Annotated in this window: 15 protein-coding genes and 1 tRNA gene; 7 read left to right on the top strand and 9 right to left on the bottom strand. The window is 61.3% G+C overall.

The genetic code is table 11. The features are described from left to right. Positions 1-46: 46 nt before the first annotated feature. The 4 genes from RG540_RS08835 to pcsA all read right to left on the bottom strand — a co-directional run bounded on the left by RG540_RS08835 (position 47) and on the right by pcsA (position 4,524). Complete coding sequence (locus tag RG540_RS08835; protein WP_038586817.1) at positions 47-973, bottom strand: ABC transporter permease; 927 nt, start codon at positions 971-973, stop codon at positions 47-49. Beyond that, on the bottom strand, positions 973-2,064 hold the full coding sequence (locus tag RG540_RS08830; RefSeq protein WP_038586814.1) for an ABC transporter permease: 1,092 nt from the start codon (positions 2,062-2,064) through the stop codon (positions 973-975). The genes RG540_RS08835 and RG540_RS08830 overlap by 1 nt, the downstream gene beginning before the upstream one ends. Then, on the bottom strand, positions 2,054-3,628 hold the full coding sequence (locus RG540_RS08825; RefSeq protein WP_038586812.1) for an ABC transporter ATP-binding protein: 1,575 nt from the start codon (positions 3,626-3,628) through the stop codon (positions 2,054-2,056). Before RG540_RS08825 ends, RG540_RS08830 begins: the two co-directional genes overlap by 11 nt. 167 nt (positions 3,629-3,795) lie before the next feature. After that, positions 3,796-4,524, bottom strand: coding sequence for a phosphatidylcholine synthase (gene pcsA, locus RG540_RS08820; protein WP_046601006.1), 729 nt, complete (start codon positions 4,522-4,524; stop codon positions 3,796-3,798). 186 nt (positions 4,525-4,710) lie between these two features. Here pcsA and RG540_RS08815 point away from each other — a divergent pair, with 186 nt between their 5' ends. Next, complete coding sequence (locus RG540_RS08815; RefSeq protein WP_038586808.1) at positions 4,711-5,913, top strand: UbiH/UbiF family hydroxylase; 1,203 nt, start codon at positions 4,711-4,713, stop codon at positions 5,911-5,913. On the opposite strand, the gene RG540_RS08810 is transcribed toward RG540_RS08815, so the two are convergent. Then, positions 5,890-6,852, bottom strand: coding sequence for an AEC family transporter (locus tag RG540_RS08810; protein ID WP_038586805.1), 963 nt, complete (start codon positions 6,850-6,852; stop codon positions 5,890-5,892). The two genes, RG540_RS08815 and RG540_RS08810, sit on opposite strands and share 24 nt — an antisense overlap. A 46-nt stretch (positions 6,853-6,898) precedes the next feature. Continuing rightward, the gene (locus RG540_RS08805) at positions 6,899-7,657 is read right to left on the bottom strand and encodes a cytochrome c biogenesis CcdA family protein (RefSeq protein WP_038593362.1); all 759 of its coding nucleotides are present in this window, start codon (positions 7,655-7,657) and stop codon (positions 6,899-6,901) included. Between the two features lie 206 nt (positions 7,658-7,863). Here RG540_RS08805 and RG540_RS08800 point away from each other — a divergent pair. Together RG540_RS08800 and RG540_RS08795 are read left to right on the top strand one after the other, a co-directional pair. After that, a tRNA-Lys gene (locus tag RG540_RS08800) sits at positions 7,864-7,939 on the top strand. Between the two features lie 925 nt (positions 7,940-8,864). Next, a complete protein-coding gene (locus RG540_RS08795; RefSeq protein WP_038586802.1) occupies positions 8,865-10,406 on the top strand; it encodes a DegQ family serine endoprotease in 1,542 nt (513 codons plus the stop codon). Between the two features lie 14 nt (positions 10,407-10,420). Here RG540_RS08795 and RG540_RS08790 read toward each other — a convergent pair whose 3' ends face one another. Then, positions 10,421-10,660: a hypothetical protein gene (locus tag RG540_RS08790; protein ID WP_155414735.1), complete on the bottom strand. Its 240-nt coding sequence runs from the start codon at positions 10,658-10,660 to the stop codon at positions 10,421-10,423. Positions 10,661-10,882: 222 nt separating this feature from the next. Between RG540_RS08790 and RG540_RS33465 the strand changes: the two genes are divergently transcribed. From RG540_RS33465 to RG540_RS08780, 3 genes are all read left to right on the top strand, one after another. Further along, entirely contained in the window at positions 10,883-11,008 is a 126-nt protein-coding gene (locus RG540_RS33465) for a hypothetical protein (protein WP_275451997.1), read from the top strand. A 121-nt stretch (positions 11,009-11,129) separates the two neighbouring features. Continuing rightward, positions 11,130-11,708 carry an NADPH-dependent FMN reductase gene (locus RG540_RS08785; protein ID WP_038586800.1) on the top strand — a complete coding sequence of 193 codons (579 nt, stop codon included), beginning with the start codon at positions 11,130-11,132 and terminating at the stop codon, positions 11,706-11,708. A 93-nt stretch (positions 11,709-11,801) separates the two neighbouring features. Further along, positions 11,802-11,981 (top strand): hypothetical protein, encoded by a 180-nt coding sequence (locus tag RG540_RS08780; RefSeq protein ID WP_038586796.1) that lies wholly within the window; start codon positions 11,802-11,804, stop codon positions 11,979-11,981. Positions 11,982-12,061: 80 nt separating this feature from the next. Here RG540_RS08780 and RG540_RS08775 read toward each other — a convergent pair whose 3' ends face one another. Together RG540_RS08775 and RG540_RS08770 are read right to left on the bottom strand one after the other, a co-directional pair. Continuing rightward, complete coding sequence (locus RG540_RS08775) at positions 12,062-12,322, bottom strand: DUF2171 domain-containing protein (protein WP_038586793.1); 261 nt, start codon at positions 12,320-12,322, stop codon at positions 12,062-12,064. Between the two features lie 102 nt (positions 12,323-12,424). Further along, positions 12,425-12,718: a hypothetical protein gene (locus RG540_RS08770; RefSeq protein ID WP_046601008.1), complete on the bottom strand. Its 294-nt coding sequence runs from the start codon at positions 12,716-12,718 to the stop codon at positions 12,425-12,427. A 299-nt stretch (positions 12,719-13,017) separates the two neighbouring features. Here RG540_RS08770 and RG540_RS08765 point away from each other — a divergent pair, with 299 nt between their 5' ends. Continuing rightward, positions 13,018-14,304: an efflux RND transporter periplasmic adaptor subunit gene (locus RG540_RS08765; protein WP_038586787.1), complete on the top strand. Its 1,287-nt coding sequence runs from the start codon at positions 13,018-13,020 to the stop codon at positions 14,302-14,304. The last annotated feature ends 12 nt before the right edge of the window (positions 14,305-14,316 follow it).

The following is a 14,316-nucleotide window of genomic DNA, read 5'->3' as shown; positions in this document are numbered from 1 at the left end:
TCCTGACCTCTATTGGCTTGAAGACGTTTTGTTTTTGGTTCCGTGGTCACCGGTCGGGGACAAAGGGTTTCCCGAGCGAAGCCGGCGTATTGATGAGCGTCGTGCGACGATTATGCGAAATGATGATCAGCACGACAATAGTCGCCGCATAAGGAAGTGCGGACAGAAACTGAGACGGGATGACGATGCCGAGATTCTGGGCCAGGATCTGGGCATGCAACTGGCCGATGCCGACTGCGCCGAACAGGTAACCACCGGCCAGAACCCGCCACGGCCGCCAGGAGGCGAAAACGACGAGTGCAAGCGCAATCCAGCCGCGGCCGGCGGACATGTTTTCCACCCATTGCGGCGTGTAGACGAGCGAAAGCTGCGCGCCTGCCAGCCCGGCGCAGGCACCGCCGAACATGACGGCCAGATAACGGGTGCGGATGACGTTGATGCCGAGCGCATGGGCGGAGGCATGGTTGTCGCCGATCGCCCGCAGCTTCAGACCGGTCCGGCTCCTGAACAGGAACCAGTTGATGCCGATCACGAGCACGACCGAGAGATAGAAGGTGAGGTCTTGCGCGAACAGGACGCGGCCGAAGAACGGGATGTCGGAGAGAAGCGGGAAGACGATCGGCTGCAGCTTGATGCCGGGCTGGCCGACGAAAGCCTCGCCAATCTGGCCGGAAAGCCCGAGCCCCAGGATGGTGAGCGCAAGCCCGGTCGCGACCTGATTGGCCACCAGCGTCAGCGTCAGTAATCCGAAGAGCAGCGAGAACACCCCTCCGCCCAAGATGCCGGCGAGGAGGCCGACATAGGGGGAACCGGTCAGCTGCGCGGCGACGAAGGCGCAGGCGGCGCCCATGATCATCATGCCCTCGACACCGAGGTTCAGCACGCCGGAGCGCTCGGTCACCAGTTCGCCGAGAGCTGCCAGAACCAGCGGGGTCGATGCGGTGATGACGGTAAGAAGGATCGCCTCGAACATCAGCCCTTTACCTCCGCCGTTTTCGCGCCCGCAAAGATCAGCCGGATCCTGTAGTGGATCAGCGTATCGCAGGAGAGCACGAAGAAGAGCAGCAACCCTTGAAAGACGCGGCTGACCTTGTCCGAAATGCCGATCGACAGCTGCGCCGCTTCGCCGCCGAGATAGGTGAGCGCCAGCACGAGCCCGGAAGCAATGATCCCGAGAGGGTTGAGCCGCCCCAGGAAGGCGACGATGATTGCCGTGAAGCCGTAGCCCGGCGAGATAACCGGCTGCAGGTGGCCGATCGAGCCGGAGACCTCCGAAATGCCTGCAAGGCCCGCGAGCGCGCCCGACAGCAGCATCGAGAACCACACCATCCGGCGGGCGGAGAAGCCCGCGAACCGCCCTGCCCGCTCCGACTGGCCGAGCACCGACACCTCGAAGCCCTTCAGCATGAAGCGCATCATGAACCACAACGCCACGGCGGCGACGATGGCGAAGACGAAGGCCCAGTGGGCGCGGCCGGACGAGGAGAGAATCTCCGGCACGACGGCCTCGATCTGGAAAGTCTTCGTGATCGGGAAATTGTTGCCCTGCGGATCACGCCATGGTCCGCGCACCAGCCAGTCGAGATAAAGCTGGGCGATATAGACCAGCATCAGGCTGGTCAGGATTTCGTTAGTGTTGAACCTTGTCTTCAAAAGCGCTGGGATGCCCGCATAAAGCGCGCCGCCGATCATGCCGAGGATCAGCATCAGCGGCAGGATCATCGGCGAGTGCCAGGCCGGATACATGACTGGCAGGATCGATCCGGTAATCGCGCCTATGGTGAACTGCCCTTCGGCACCGATATTCCAGTTGTTGGACCGGTAACAGACAGCGAGCCCGACGGCGATGAGGATCAGCGGCGCTGCCTTCACAGCCAGCTCGTGGAGAGACCAGATCTCCAGCAACGGCTCGACGAAATATATGTAGAGCGCGCTCAGCGGGTTCTTCCCGAGCAGCCAGAACATAATGGCCCCGAAAAGCAGCGTCAGCACCAGGGCGAGCAGCGGCGAGAGGATCGAGAACAGCGGCGAGACGCGGGCGCGCTTCTGGAGCTCAATGCGCATGCGCCGCCTCCGGATTGGAATGGCTTTCGTGGATACCGCCCATCAGCAGACCGATACGTTCCAACGTCAGCGTGCCGGCCGGATGGGGCTCGGAAAGACGGCCTTCCGAGATCACCGCGATATTCGTCGCCACCTCAAAGATCTCATCGAGATCCTGGCTGATCACCACCACCGCCGAGCCCGACTTGGCGAGATCGATCAGCGCCTGGCGGATGCGGCTTGCCGCACCGGCATCGACACCCCAGGTCGGCTGGTTGACGACGAGCACCGATGGCTGGCGGTCAAGCTCGCGCCCGACGATGAATTTCTGAAGATTGCCGCCGGAAAGCGAGCCCGCCTGCGGATCTTCGCCGCTCTTGCGGACATCCATCGCCTCGCAGATGCGGCGGGTGGCAGAGCGGATCGCATCGAAGCGGATGACGGAAAAGGCACCGCCGGACAGAAAGGCCTTTTTGTCCGACTGGCTGCGGGCAAGCAGGAGATTGTCCGAAAGCACCATGGCGGAGACGGCGGCGTGGCCGTGCCGCTCCTCCGGCACGAAACCGGCACCAAGCAGTCTCCGGCCGTTGATGCCGGTGCGGCCGACCGCCTTGCCCCGAATGCGGATCGCCTCATCCGCGGCGACCGGATATTCACCGGAGAGCGCATCGAAGAGTTCGCCCTGGCCATTGCCGGCAACGCCGGCGATCGCCAGCACTTCGCCGGCGCGGACCTTCATGGCGACGTTCTTTAGCGAGACCGCAAAAGGCGTGCGCGCCGGCACCGACAGATTGCTGACTTCGATGCGGATATCGCCGAGTGCTGCTGCGTTGTCTCGATGGACTTCGGCGACGTCGGAGCCGACCATCATGCGGGCGAGCGAGGCCGGCGTTTCCTGTTTCGGATCGCAGGCGCCGGTCACCTTCCCGTGGCGCAGAACCGTGGCGCGGTCGCAGATGCGGCGCACTTCCTCCAGCCTGTGGCTGATATAAAGCACTGACCGACCCTCGGCCTTCAGCTTGAACAGCGTCTCGAACAGCCGGTCCGCTTCCTGCGGCGTCAAGACCGATGTGGGCTCGTCGAGGATGATCAGTCTGGGGTTTTGAAGCAGAGCCCGGACGATCTCGATGCGCTGGCGCTCGCCGACGGAAAGGTCCGCCACATGCGCCTTGGGATCGAGCGGCAGGCCGTATGCCTTGGAAAGCGACGCCGCCTCGTCCGAGATCCTGGCAAGCGAAATCTTCGGGTCGAGCGACAGCGCGATGTTTTCCGCCACCGTCAATGCCTCGAACAGCGAGAAATGCTGGAAGACCATGCCGATGCCGAGTTGACGGGCCTCGCCCGGCGAGGCGATCGTCACCGGCGCGCCCTGCCAGAGGATCTGGCCGGCGCTCGGCTGCAGCACGCCGAACAGCATTTTTACCAGCGTCGACTTGCCCGCGCCGTTTTCACCCAGCAATGCGTGGATTTCGCCGGGCGCGATATCCAGATCGATCGCGTTGCAGGCTGCGAAGCTGCCGAAAAGCTTGGTCAAACCTCGAACCGACAGAAGCGGAACGGTCGTCGGACCCTCGGATAACGTCACTGAACCCCCTCGTTCACCGCGGGCCTACCTTCTTCGAGGTTTTTCAGGGCGACGCAGCGTATTGATTTTCCCGACATCCGGCGATCACTCCGGACGTTCGACTGATATTGATACCGTATTTGTTGCTTCGCACAACACTAAAGAAAGGGGGTTGCAGGAAGGTCCAACTATTTTCCGAGACTGGGGAAAAGCTGCAGCACGCCGCCGATGCAATAGAGATAGATACCGCTCAGGACGACACCGTAAACGACCCAGGCGGGCGTCTCGAAATGCAGGAGCAGCGAATAGCCGCCGAGGGCGCACCAGATGAGGCAGACGGCCAGATTGAGCGGACGGAGCCGTTTGACGCGCACGGGGTGCAGGAAGTTGATCGGCAGGAAGGTGAGAATGACCGAGACCGAGACGAGGACCAGAGCCGCTGTTGCGCTCGCGTCGACGACGAACAGCGTGAAGACCACCATGTTCCAGACGACTGGAAAACCGGAGAAAAAGTACTCGTCCGTCTTCATGCCCATGTCGGCATAATAAACCGCGCTCGAGACGACGATCGCGCCTGCGGCAACGAAGGACCAGGGTTCGCCGATCATGCCGCTCTGATAAAGCGCAAACGCCGGAAGCAGCACGTAGGTCACGTAGTCGATGATGTTGTCGAGCGTATCGCCAGACCAGTTGGGCAGGACTTCCTTGACCCGAACCTTGCGGGCGATCGGTCCGTCGATGCCATCGACGAGAAGCGCAAGGCCGAGCCACCAGAACATGTCGACAAAACGATGCTCCGCTGCCGCAACGACGCCGAGGAAAGCAAGGAATGAGCCGGACGCCGTCAACAGATGAACCGAGAAGGCGCGGATTTCGGCATACGGAACTTTTTTGTAATTGAAGATTCGTCTGATCACGCGTCAGTCCCGCCTTTCCCTTATCCGGCGAGGTATGCGGCCAATCACCGCGTATTGCAACCAGCTTGGGGCCACCGCCCGGCATAAAGCATTGCTTTTTCTATGCTGCGCTGCCGTGTCCCATGGATATGCTCGCCGCAAAGCTCTAGATAATCCATCGTACATTTGCAGCGCAGGACGACGGACATGCAGCATTTCGAGATTACGGTGGTGGGCGGGGGACTTTCCGGATCGGTTGCTGCTCTGGCGCTCGCGCGTGCCGGCCGCAAGGTGGCGCTGATCGCGCCGCCATCCGAAAAGGCCGATGAACGCACGACCGCACTGATGGACCAATCCATCCGCTTTCTCGAACGACTTGGCGTCTGGGAGGACATTGCGCCTTCGGCCGCCCCGCTTTCGGTGATGCAGATCATCGACGGCACCAAACGGCTGCTGCGCGCACCGACGGCGCAGTTCCGGGCACAGGACGTCGGACTCTACGCCTTCGGCTACAATATTCCCAACCGGGCGCTATCGGAAACGCTGGATGCCGCCGTTGCCGCCGAACCCAATATCAGCAAGATCGCGCAAAGCGTCGAGACTTTCGACTTCTCGGCCGAACGAGCCATGCTGACGCTGTCGGACGGCGCCTCGATCCGTGCCGACTTCGTTGCGGCCGCCGATGGACGCAATTCGAAGGCCCGTGAGACCGCCGGCATCGGCGTGCGCCGCTGGTCCTATCCACAATCGGCGGCGGTGTTGAACTTCGCCCACACCCTGCCGCACGGCAATGTCTCGACCGAAGTCCATACGGAAAGCGGACCGTTCACCCAGGTTCCCCTGCCCGGCCTGCGCTCCAGCCTTGTCTGGGTGGTGAAGCCGGATGAAGCCCGCCGTCTCGTCGAGCTTCCGACCGGGGAACTGTCGCGGCTGGTCGAAGACCGCATGCAATCGATGCTCGGCAAGGTGACAGTCGAAGGCAAGGCGCAGGCCTGGCCGCTCTCCAGCCTGATGGCGGAGCGGTTCGGCAAGGGTCGGCTGGCGCTGATCGGCGAGGCCGCACATGCCTTTCCGCCGATCGGAGCGCAGGGCCTCAACCTGTCGCTGCGCGACATCATCGCGCTGTCGGAATTGCTTGTCGCCACCAGCGACCGTCCGATTGCAGCCGATGCCGGCGATCGCTTCAACCGGCGCCGCGGGCCGGACATCGTCAGCCGCACCGTCGGCGTCGATCTTCTCAACCGTTCGCTGCTGTCGGATTTCCTGCCGGTGCAGATGCTGCGGGCCGCCGGCCTGCACATCCTCACCTATGCGCCGCCGCTGCGCAATCTGCTGATGCGCGAGGGGATCGAGCCCGGTCGTGGGCTGCGGGCCGTCGTCGATGCCTTACGGAAAGAGATCAGGCGGTAACGTTCCGGAATTGATGAGGTAAAGCAGCATCGGCAGGGTCGTCACCGACGCAACGGTGATGATCAGGATGCTGGCCGACGCCCGCTCCTGCCAGACGCCGTATTGCTGGCTGATGACGAAGACATTGGTCGCCGTCGGCAGCGCCGAAAGCAGCGTCGCGGAGTAGATCCATATCGGATCGAAATTGCCGATCAGCGACAGGACCGTATAGGTCGTCATCGGCAGCAGGATCAGCTTGAAGACCGCGATATAACCGATCTCCACCGGCACACGCTTGATCGGCCTCAGCGCCAGCGTCACGCCCATGGCAAACAGCGCGCACGGGGCTGCAGCCTGAGCGAGGTAGTCGACGAGCCGCTGGAAGGCTGCCGGCGGCTGCACCGCAAGCGCCGCGAAGCAGAAGCCTAGCGCCGTCGAGATGATGAAAGGATGCATCACCACTTTCCGGACGATATCCGCAACCACGTGGGCGACTGGGCGTTTGTCGCCGCCGGTCATCGCCATCATCGCCGGTGCGACGATGAAATGCGCGGCGTTCTCGAAGCAGACGATCAGCGCCACCGGCACCGCCGCCGCCTCGCCGAAAGCGAGCAACGCCAGGCCCGGCCCCATATAGCCGATATTGCCGTAGGCGCCGGCAAACGATTGGATGGTGCAGTCGGCAAAGGAGTTGCGGCGAAAGAAGAAACCGATCAGGAAGAGGACCAGGAAGATCAGGTAGGTCGCGCCGATCTCGCCGAAAATGAAGTCGGCCCGGGTCAGCTGCTCTACCGGCGTGCGGGACACGAGCTTGAAGAAGAGCGCTGGTAGAGCCGCATAGATGATGAACGTATTCATCCAGCCGAGCGCTTCAGCCGGCTGTTTCGTCAGTCTTGCGGCAAGATAACCGATGAAGATCAGCCCGAAGAAGGGCAACAGCAATGCAATGATATCGGTCATCGGTACCCTGCCCGCTGACCGGGCCGTATTGGAAGACGGTTTTCCGTTAGCCGATTTGCATCAGGATTGGAAAGGTCTGCTGGAACCAGATTGCGGCCGAAGTGACGAAACCGAAGATGAAGGCAAGCCCGGTGAGGATCAGGAAGACGCCCATGATCTTCTCGACCAGGCCGAGATGGCGGCGGAAGCGGGTGAGGAACCGCATGAACGCACCAGAGAAGCCGGCAGCGATCCAGAACGGCACGGCCAGGCCCAACGAATAGATGGCGAGCAATGCCGCCCCCTCGCCGACCGTATCGCGGGATGCAGCGACCCCGAGGATGGCGCCAAGCACCGGGCCGATGCAGGGCGTCCAGCCGAACGCGAAGGCAAGCCCCATGACATAAGCGCCGGAGAGCGTCGCCGGCTGGCCACCGCCCTGGAAACGCGCCTCGCGGGCAAGCAATCCAATCCGGAAAACGCCGAGAAAATTCAGGCCCATGACGATGATGATCAGGCCGCCGAGTTTGGACAGGAGATCGAGATGCTGGCGCAAGAGCACGCCGATCGTCGAAGCGCCGGCCCCGAGCGCCACGAACACAGTCGCAAACCCGAGGGTGAAGAACAGCGCCGACTTCAGCACCGCGCGACGCGTGCCGCTCCGCGATTCGATGACCGCCGCACCATCGCCGCCGCGGAACTGTTCGACCGAAATGCCCGCCATGTAACAGAGATAAGGCGGCACGAGGGGCAGCACGCAGGGGGACAGAAACGATAGGGCGCCGGCAAGAAGCGCGCTCAACAGGGATATTTCGGCAATCGACACGTGTGGCTCCGGCTGGCGGGCCTTTTTGCGAGCCCGCGTCTTGCGCTTGAGGTAATGGCCCGACGCGGCGAATGCCAATCACCTTTTCGCATCGCCGTGAAAAAGCGGCAGATAGCCGCATTTTTGCTGTTTTTGCGGGTTGACCGCAAGAGGTCACCTGCCTATGTTCCGCGCACTTTCAAGGACGCGCTCATCCGCGGCCGCGGGAGAGCGTAGCTCAGCCGGTAGAGCAACTGACTTTTAATCAGTAGGTCTCGGGTTCGAACCCCGACGCTCTCACCATTTGGATCAAAGCAGCCCCAATTAGCCGATGCCAATGTGATCGCTGTAGGCTGATGCGTGGGTGAGGCTTCGGGCGCCGGCTGTTCCGCCTTGGCGGATAGAATCGGTGTGATCGGCCTGTCAAAATGTGGGTGGACGAAATCCAGCCGGTCTGTCACAAGCCGATCAGGACGCGACTGCCGTTAGTTTTAGAACGGGGTCGGGCGACCGATTGACGTCACGTCGCTGCCACGAGATCACGTCGGCCGTCCATTCTCAAATCCGACACGCGGAATTGCAGGGCGAAAAGCCACTCCTTATCGATTACAATTTGCTCATGTTGAGAGCGAACGCCGTTCATTACAACCTGTTCACCTTTGCAGCGGTAGCCGGCGGACGGATAAAAACTCGGATCAGCGCGCCAAGTATTTGAAATCTCTATGTATGCTGGATGGAGAAAATCTCCAGAGCCTAGGATCTGGCCCGAAATTCGGCGGATGAGGCATTCCGAACCTTATTTATTATTAAGCTGACCTTCGACCCTTCCGGGCGTATTTTCATCTTCAGGACTGAGTGATGCCGACGGCCGGAAATGCCGTGACGGCAGAGCCAGTTGCAGATCGTTTGCTGAAGGTAGTGCTCATATGCGCTCGCTTGTCCCAATAAACCAGCATTCCCCGGCACCACCGGCGCCCTGCCCGGTGATGCACCTCACCAGCCCGCCAGAGGATCGACTTCGATCGCCCGGCGTTCACTACGCTTCACCTACCTCCAGGTGATCAGGCTTTCTGAAGTAGCGGCTTTCCTCTGAAGCCGACTTTTCAGAATCGTAAATATTCAAAACCAACCGATCGGCCGTGCGCGCTTCATCGCGCGGCTTCGATCTTCTTCGCCCTATGCGCCGGCCTTCCCGACGACAAGGCTGCAGATTGAAAGGAAGACCTCCATGTCCAATATCCTTCGCAAACACCGAATCGCTGCCCTTCTCGGCGCCGCCATCGTTGCGGTGCCGCTCTCCGTGCCGGTCATTCTCGGCACCAACGCGGCGCATGCGGCAACCACGGCAACCTCCGTCACCGGCTCCGTTTCCGGCATCGTCGCTCCGGGCGGCTCGTTCGCACCGATCGTTTCGGCCGACAAGCCGGCGGTCGTCACCATCATCACCACGATGAAGGCCCAGAACGTTGCCTCGGACGACAGCTCGCCCTTCGGCGACAATTCCCCGTTCGACGAGCAGTTCCGGCAATTTTTCGGCCAGCAGGGCATTCCCGTGCCGCGCCAGATGCCGCAGCAGCGCCAGGCTCCGCGGGCCGAGGCTCTCGGCTCCGGTTTCGTCGTTACGGCGGACGGCTACATCGTCACCAACAACCACGTGATCGACAATGCGATCGACATCAAGGTGACGCTTGACGACGGCACGGAAGTGCCCGCCAAGCTGATCGGTACCGATCCTAAATCCGACCTCGCCGTCATCAAGATCAACGCGCCGAAGCCCTTGGCCACCATCGCCTGGGGCGATTCGGACAAGCTCAATGCCGGTGACCAGATCCTGGCGATCGGCAATCCGTTCGGCATTGGCACCACCGTCACGGCTGGTATCGTTTCGGCGCGTGGCCGCGATCTCCACAGCGGCCCCTATGATGACTTCATCCAGATCGATGCGCCGATCAACCATGGCAATTCCGGCGGTCCGCTGGTTGATCTCGAGGGCAAGGTCGTCGGCATCAACACGGCGATCTATTCCCCGAATGGCGGCAGTGTCGGGGTCGGCTTCGCGATTCCTTCGGACCAGGCCCAGAAGGTCGTCGCCAAGCTGATGAAGGACGGCTCGATCGAGCATGGCTTCATCGGCGTGCAGATCCAGCCGGTGACGGCGGATGTGGCGAGCGCCATCGGCCTCGACAAGCCGGAAGGCGCGCTGGTTGCCAATGTCAACGACGGCACGCCGGCTGCCAAGGCCGGTATCCAGACCGGCGACGTCATCACCGCGCTCGGCGGCCAGGCGGTCAAATCTCCGCGGGACCTGTCGCGCATGGTCGCCGACCTGACGCCCGGCGCCAAGGAAGGCCTCACCGTCTGGCGTCAGGGTCAAAACCGCAACCTCAGCATCACGGTCGGCGACAACGAGCCCGACCAGCAGCAGGCTTCCGCCGACAATGGCAACAAGTCCATGCAGGGTGCCCAGCGCGTTCCGACCATCGGCATCGGTCTTGCCGACATCACGCCGGATATCCGTCAGGCCCTCAACCTGCCCCGTCGGGAAAACGGCGCAGTGATTGAAAGCGTCGCCCCCGACAAACCGGCTGCCGATGCCGGCCTGCAGCCGGGAGACGTCATCATTTCGATCAATCAGGAGCCGGTGAAGTCGGCGAAGGATGCCAAGACGGCAGTTGCCGAAGCCGGCAAGTCCGGGCGCAAGTCAGTCCTGCTTCTCATCCAGCGTGGCGAAAACCAGACCTTCGTCGCGGTTCCCTTCTCGATCGGCTGAACATCGAACCCGCCTTATCTTCTCGCCGCCGCCCGGTTGTCGCGACCGGGCGGCGGTCGTTTGGCCCCGCCCACACTCCCCTCCAACGCAGCGACGAGTTCTGCAAATCTCGCCCTCGCCCGAGCAAGCACCAGCGCATCGGCGATCGGTTTGTCCACAACGTCCTCCAGAGCCCGAGACACCCGACGAGCCGCTCTCTTCAATTCGCCGGGAGCGGCTTCGGTGCCCACGATCTCGGCTGCCAGTATATACATTCGCCGATAGCTCCTTGCTTCGGCGGCCGCCCTCATCCACGTCATATGGAACTCAGTCATCCGGGCTTAGATGGGAGCCGCCTGCGGAAAGTCAGGCGCGCCGTAACGGTAGAGTCAATCTCGCTTTAACCAAAACTTAAGCGTGAATTATCATCTCCTGATGAAACCGGCGCCGGAACCTTCGCAGGCAGAAGACGTTTGCCCGGCCGAAGGAGCGTCTTTATGCGCATTATATTCATCGTCATGATCGCTTCGGTGCTCAGCATCCTGGCGTTCAAATATGCGGATCAATCGCTCGGTGGCGGCGATATCCTTGCCTCTCCCACGGAACTCTCGGTTCAGAACTGACACGATCGCGTGAAGCGGATGGTCTTTTCCGCCTGCCCTTTGCGTCGGCTTGACCACTTCGGCCTTACCGCCATATTCCTGCGGTCCCGCCCAATCCATTTCCCAAACACGAGAGGTTTTCATGGCCAAGCCAAAGATTGCGATCATTATCGGCAGTACGCGTGACGTCCGGTTCGGCGACAAGCCGGCACAATGGATCTACGATACGGCATCCAAGCGCGACGACATGGACTTCGAGATCGTCGACCTGCGCGACTTCCCGCTGCCGTTCTTCAACGAAAAGGCTTCGAACGCCTGGGTTCCGACGGAAAACGAAGTCGGACAGCGCTGGCAGAAGAAGGTCGCCGAATTCGACGGCTACATCTTCGTGATTGCCGAATACAACCGCTCGATCACGGCGGCGCTCAAGAACGCGCTCGACTACTCCTATCCGGAATGGAACCGCAAGCCGGCGGCAGCCGTCGGTTATGGCAGCGTCGGCGGTGCCCGCGCAGTCGAGCATTTCCGTACGATCGCAGTCGAACTTCAGATGGTTCCGACCCGCCCGGGCGTCCACATCCAGGGCGCTGATTTCTTCGCGGTCTGGCAGCAGGGCAAGGCTCTCTCGGAACTCACCCATCTGGAGCCCGGCGTAAAGACCATGCTGGACGATCTTTCCTGGTGGGCAACGGCGCTCAAGACGGCCCGCGAGAAAGCTTGATTGCCTGTCACGCGACATTGATCCGAAGGTTCCGGTTTTGCCCGGAACCTTCCCGTTTTCAGGGTGTTGTCAGGCAATAGAGGAGTCGTTGCCATGAGCGCCCAGAATGTCCTGATTGCCTTGGGATCTGCGATTGCGGGTGGCCTTGTCGTCGCCCTTCTGATGCATCCTGCCGAACCGACCGTGACCGCGAAGTCGGACCGCCTTAGCGGCCCACCGGCAGAGACCGCCTTCATGCCCGAACGCTTCGGCGTCCCCGGTTCGACACAATGACGTAGACGCCTGAAGTTGGGATCTGACATGCGAAAAAGCCGGCGTCTCTTTCGAGGCGCCGGCTTTTTCATGTCTACCAATCAATGAACGCCCTTGCCGCCCTCTTCCTCTTCGAATGTCACCGCGACATCGCCATCGGCCGAGAGGCGAACCCTGTTGCCTTCGATATCGGCAACGAGTTCAAGCGGAATGAAGTGATGGTGGCCTTTATGGCTGCCCTCACCGCTGTCCTTCCTGGTCAGCTTGATACGGCTGCCTTCGACGCGGTCGACCGTTCCAACATGGACGCCATCCGCGCCGATGACTTCGGCGTGTTCCTTGATTCTTGCAGCATCGATCATGGGAAATCTCCTTTTCAGCGCTCCGACAACGCGTGAATGAAGATATCGATGCATGCCTCTTCAAAAACGCATGACCTTTCGAAAACACGCCGCTGCGGAAGGTCACTGGTGCAGGGTGTAAGTACCCATTTTGCAGAAGTCCTGCGTATCTTCCATGTCTTCGAGCTTGGAATCCTCCGAGAATTCGAAGCGCATGTCGTATTTGCAGGTACGGCGGCCATCGCGGATGGTGATCTTGATGCTCTGGCCGGGCTCCAGCACGTCGTCGCCGAAAACGTCTTCTTCCCAGTTGTCCACACCTTCCGGTGAAGTGTAAAAGCGCTCAAGTGTACCCTTTGTCTTGTTGATCAGCGTGAACACAAGATCGTCTGCAGCATGCGAAGCACCTGCGGACATCAGAATAGCTGCGAAAGCGCCGGCTAATGTTGAGAATTTCTTAACCACAATACTACCCCTCTACCCATTAATTGGGTTGGTTATTGCTACCACGCTACCGTTAAAGGCTGATGAAATGGCCGGTATTCTTCGATACACGTGTATTACCGATATTTAAGTTTTACCATTTCCGGTTTTATGTCATTGAGAGAGCATAAGAATTTCGCCCCGCGACCATGCTTCGGGCGGATTTGCGCCCCATGACGGCACAGCGAGAGATTTAGCCCTGGTTGTATCGCTACCCAGCAAAGGACAGGCCGTTGAACGTGCAGAACACCCCCGACCCGGCAGCAAAGACCAGCGGCACGCCCGATCTCGCCGCGATCCTGGCCACCTCGGGAAGCCAGCGAAAAAAAACGCGCTGGATCTGGCCGACGGTCTTTGTCGTTCTCGTTGCGGCGGCGGCGGGCGCCTATGGCTATTCGGGCAGTGGCGGCCCGCGGTATGATTACACGACGCAGCCGGCCAAGCGCGGCGGCCTCTCAGTCATCGTCACGGCGACAGGCTCGGTCCAGCCGACCGATCAGGTGGACATATCGAGCGAGCTGTCCGGCACCGTCCGCAAGGTTAATGTCAGCTATAACAGCGCGGTCAAACAGGGCGATGTGCTCGCCGAACTCGACACCAACAAGCAGGAGGCGGATGTCCAGAGCGCCCGCGCCCAGCTCGCCTCGGCAAAGGCCAACGTGCTGAAGGCCGAAGCGGAGGCGGCCTCGGCCAAAAATTCGTTCGACCGCCTGACCGGTCTCGTCAGCAACCGCATTTCCACCCAGCAGGAACTGGACGCGGCGAGATTCACCTATGATTCGGCGCTCGCCACCAAGGCCGTCAACGAGGCGTCGGTTCTTTCCGCCGAAGCCAATCTGCGGCTGTCGGAGCTCAATCTCGTGAAGCTCAAGATCGTCTCGCCGATCGACGGCATCGTACTGACCCGCGACGTGGATCCGGGCGCGACCGTCGCGTCTTCGCTCAACGCACCGGTGCTCTTCACCATTGCCGGAGATTTAAAGCGCATGGAGTTGCAGGTCGCCGTTGACGAGGCAGATGTCGGCCATGTGCAGGAGGGTCAGGCAGCAAAATTCTCTGTCGACGCCTATCCCGATCGCAACTTTCCGGCCACCATCCAGACCGTGCGCTTCGCCTCCGAAACCGTCTCCAATGTCGTCACCTACAAGGCGATCCTGACGGTCGACAACGCCGATCTGCTGCTGCGTCCCGGCATGACGGCAACGGCCGATATTACCGTGCAATCGGTCACCGACGCGCTCCTCGTGCCGAATGCCGCGCTGCGCTACTCGCCGCCGACGACGGCGCGCAGCCGCGGCAATTTCCTCACCCGGCTTTTTGCGCCGCCGCGCCCGCGCGGCAATCGCGGCAGCGATGATGCTTCGGGAGCGGGTCGGGCTGTATGGGTTCTGCGCGCAGGCGCGCCGACGCGGGTACAGGTCGAGACCGGCCCCACCGACGGCCAGTTCACGGTGCTGAAATCCGGTGAGATCAAGCAAGGCGACCTGCTGATCACGGACGCTGTCGCCCGGGCGAGCTGAGGAAGGGTTTTG

Source organism: Neorhizobium galegae bv. orientalis str. HAMBI 540 (genome assembly GCF_000731315.1).
In the GTDB taxonomy this organism is placed as follows: Bacteria; Pseudomonadota; Alphaproteobacteria; order Rhizobiales; family Rhizobiaceae; genus Neorhizobium; species Neorhizobium galegae.
The sequence above is the reverse complement of the archived record's forward strand: the minus strand, read 5'-3'. Positions and strand labels throughout refer to the sequence as shown.

Bases quoted from the DNA above. Each gene is read 5' to 3' on its own strand.
- RG540_RS08835 (WP_038586817.1), bottom strand. From the start codon at position 973: ATGTTCGAGGCGATCCTTCTTACCGTCATCACCGCATCGACCCCGCTG.
- RG540_RS08830 (WP_038586814.1), bottom strand. From the start codon at position 2,064: ATGCGCATTGAGCTCCAGAAGCGCGCCCGCGTCTCGCCGCTGTTCTCG.
- RG540_RS08815 (WP_038586808.1), top strand. From the start codon at position 4,711: ATGCAGCATTTCGAGATTACGGTGGTGGGCGGGGGACTTTCCGGATCG.
- RG540_RS08810 (WP_038586805.1), bottom strand. From the start codon at position 6,852: ATGACCGATATCATTGCATTGCTGTTGCCCTTCTTCGGGCTGATCTTC.
- RG540_RS08795 (WP_038586802.1), top strand. From the start codon at position 8,865: ATGTCCAATATCCTTCGCAAACACCGAATCGCTGCCCTTCTCGGCGCC.
- RG540_RS08790 (WP_155414735.1), bottom strand. From the start codon at position 10,660: ATGTATATACTGGCAGCCGAGATCGTGGGCACCGAAGCCGCTCCCGGC.
- RG540_RS33465 (WP_275451997.1), top strand. From the start codon at position 10,883: ATGCGCATTATATTCATCGTCATGATCGCTTCGGTGCTCAGCATCCTG.
- RG540_RS08785 (WP_038586800.1), top strand. From the start codon at position 11,130: ATGGCCAAGCCAAAGATTGCGATCATTATCGGCAGTACGCGTGACGTC.
- RG540_RS08780 (WP_038586796.1), top strand. From the start codon at position 11,802: ATGAGCGCCCAGAATGTCCTGATTGCCTTGGGATCTGCGATTGCGGGT.
- RG540_RS08775 (WP_038586793.1), bottom strand. From the start codon at position 12,322: ATGATCGATGCTGCAAGAATCAAGGAACACGCCGAAGTCATCGGCGCG.
- RG540_RS08770 (WP_046601008.1), bottom strand. From the start codon at position 12,718: ATGTCCGCAGGTGCTTCGCATGCTGCAGACGATCTTGTGTTCACGCTG.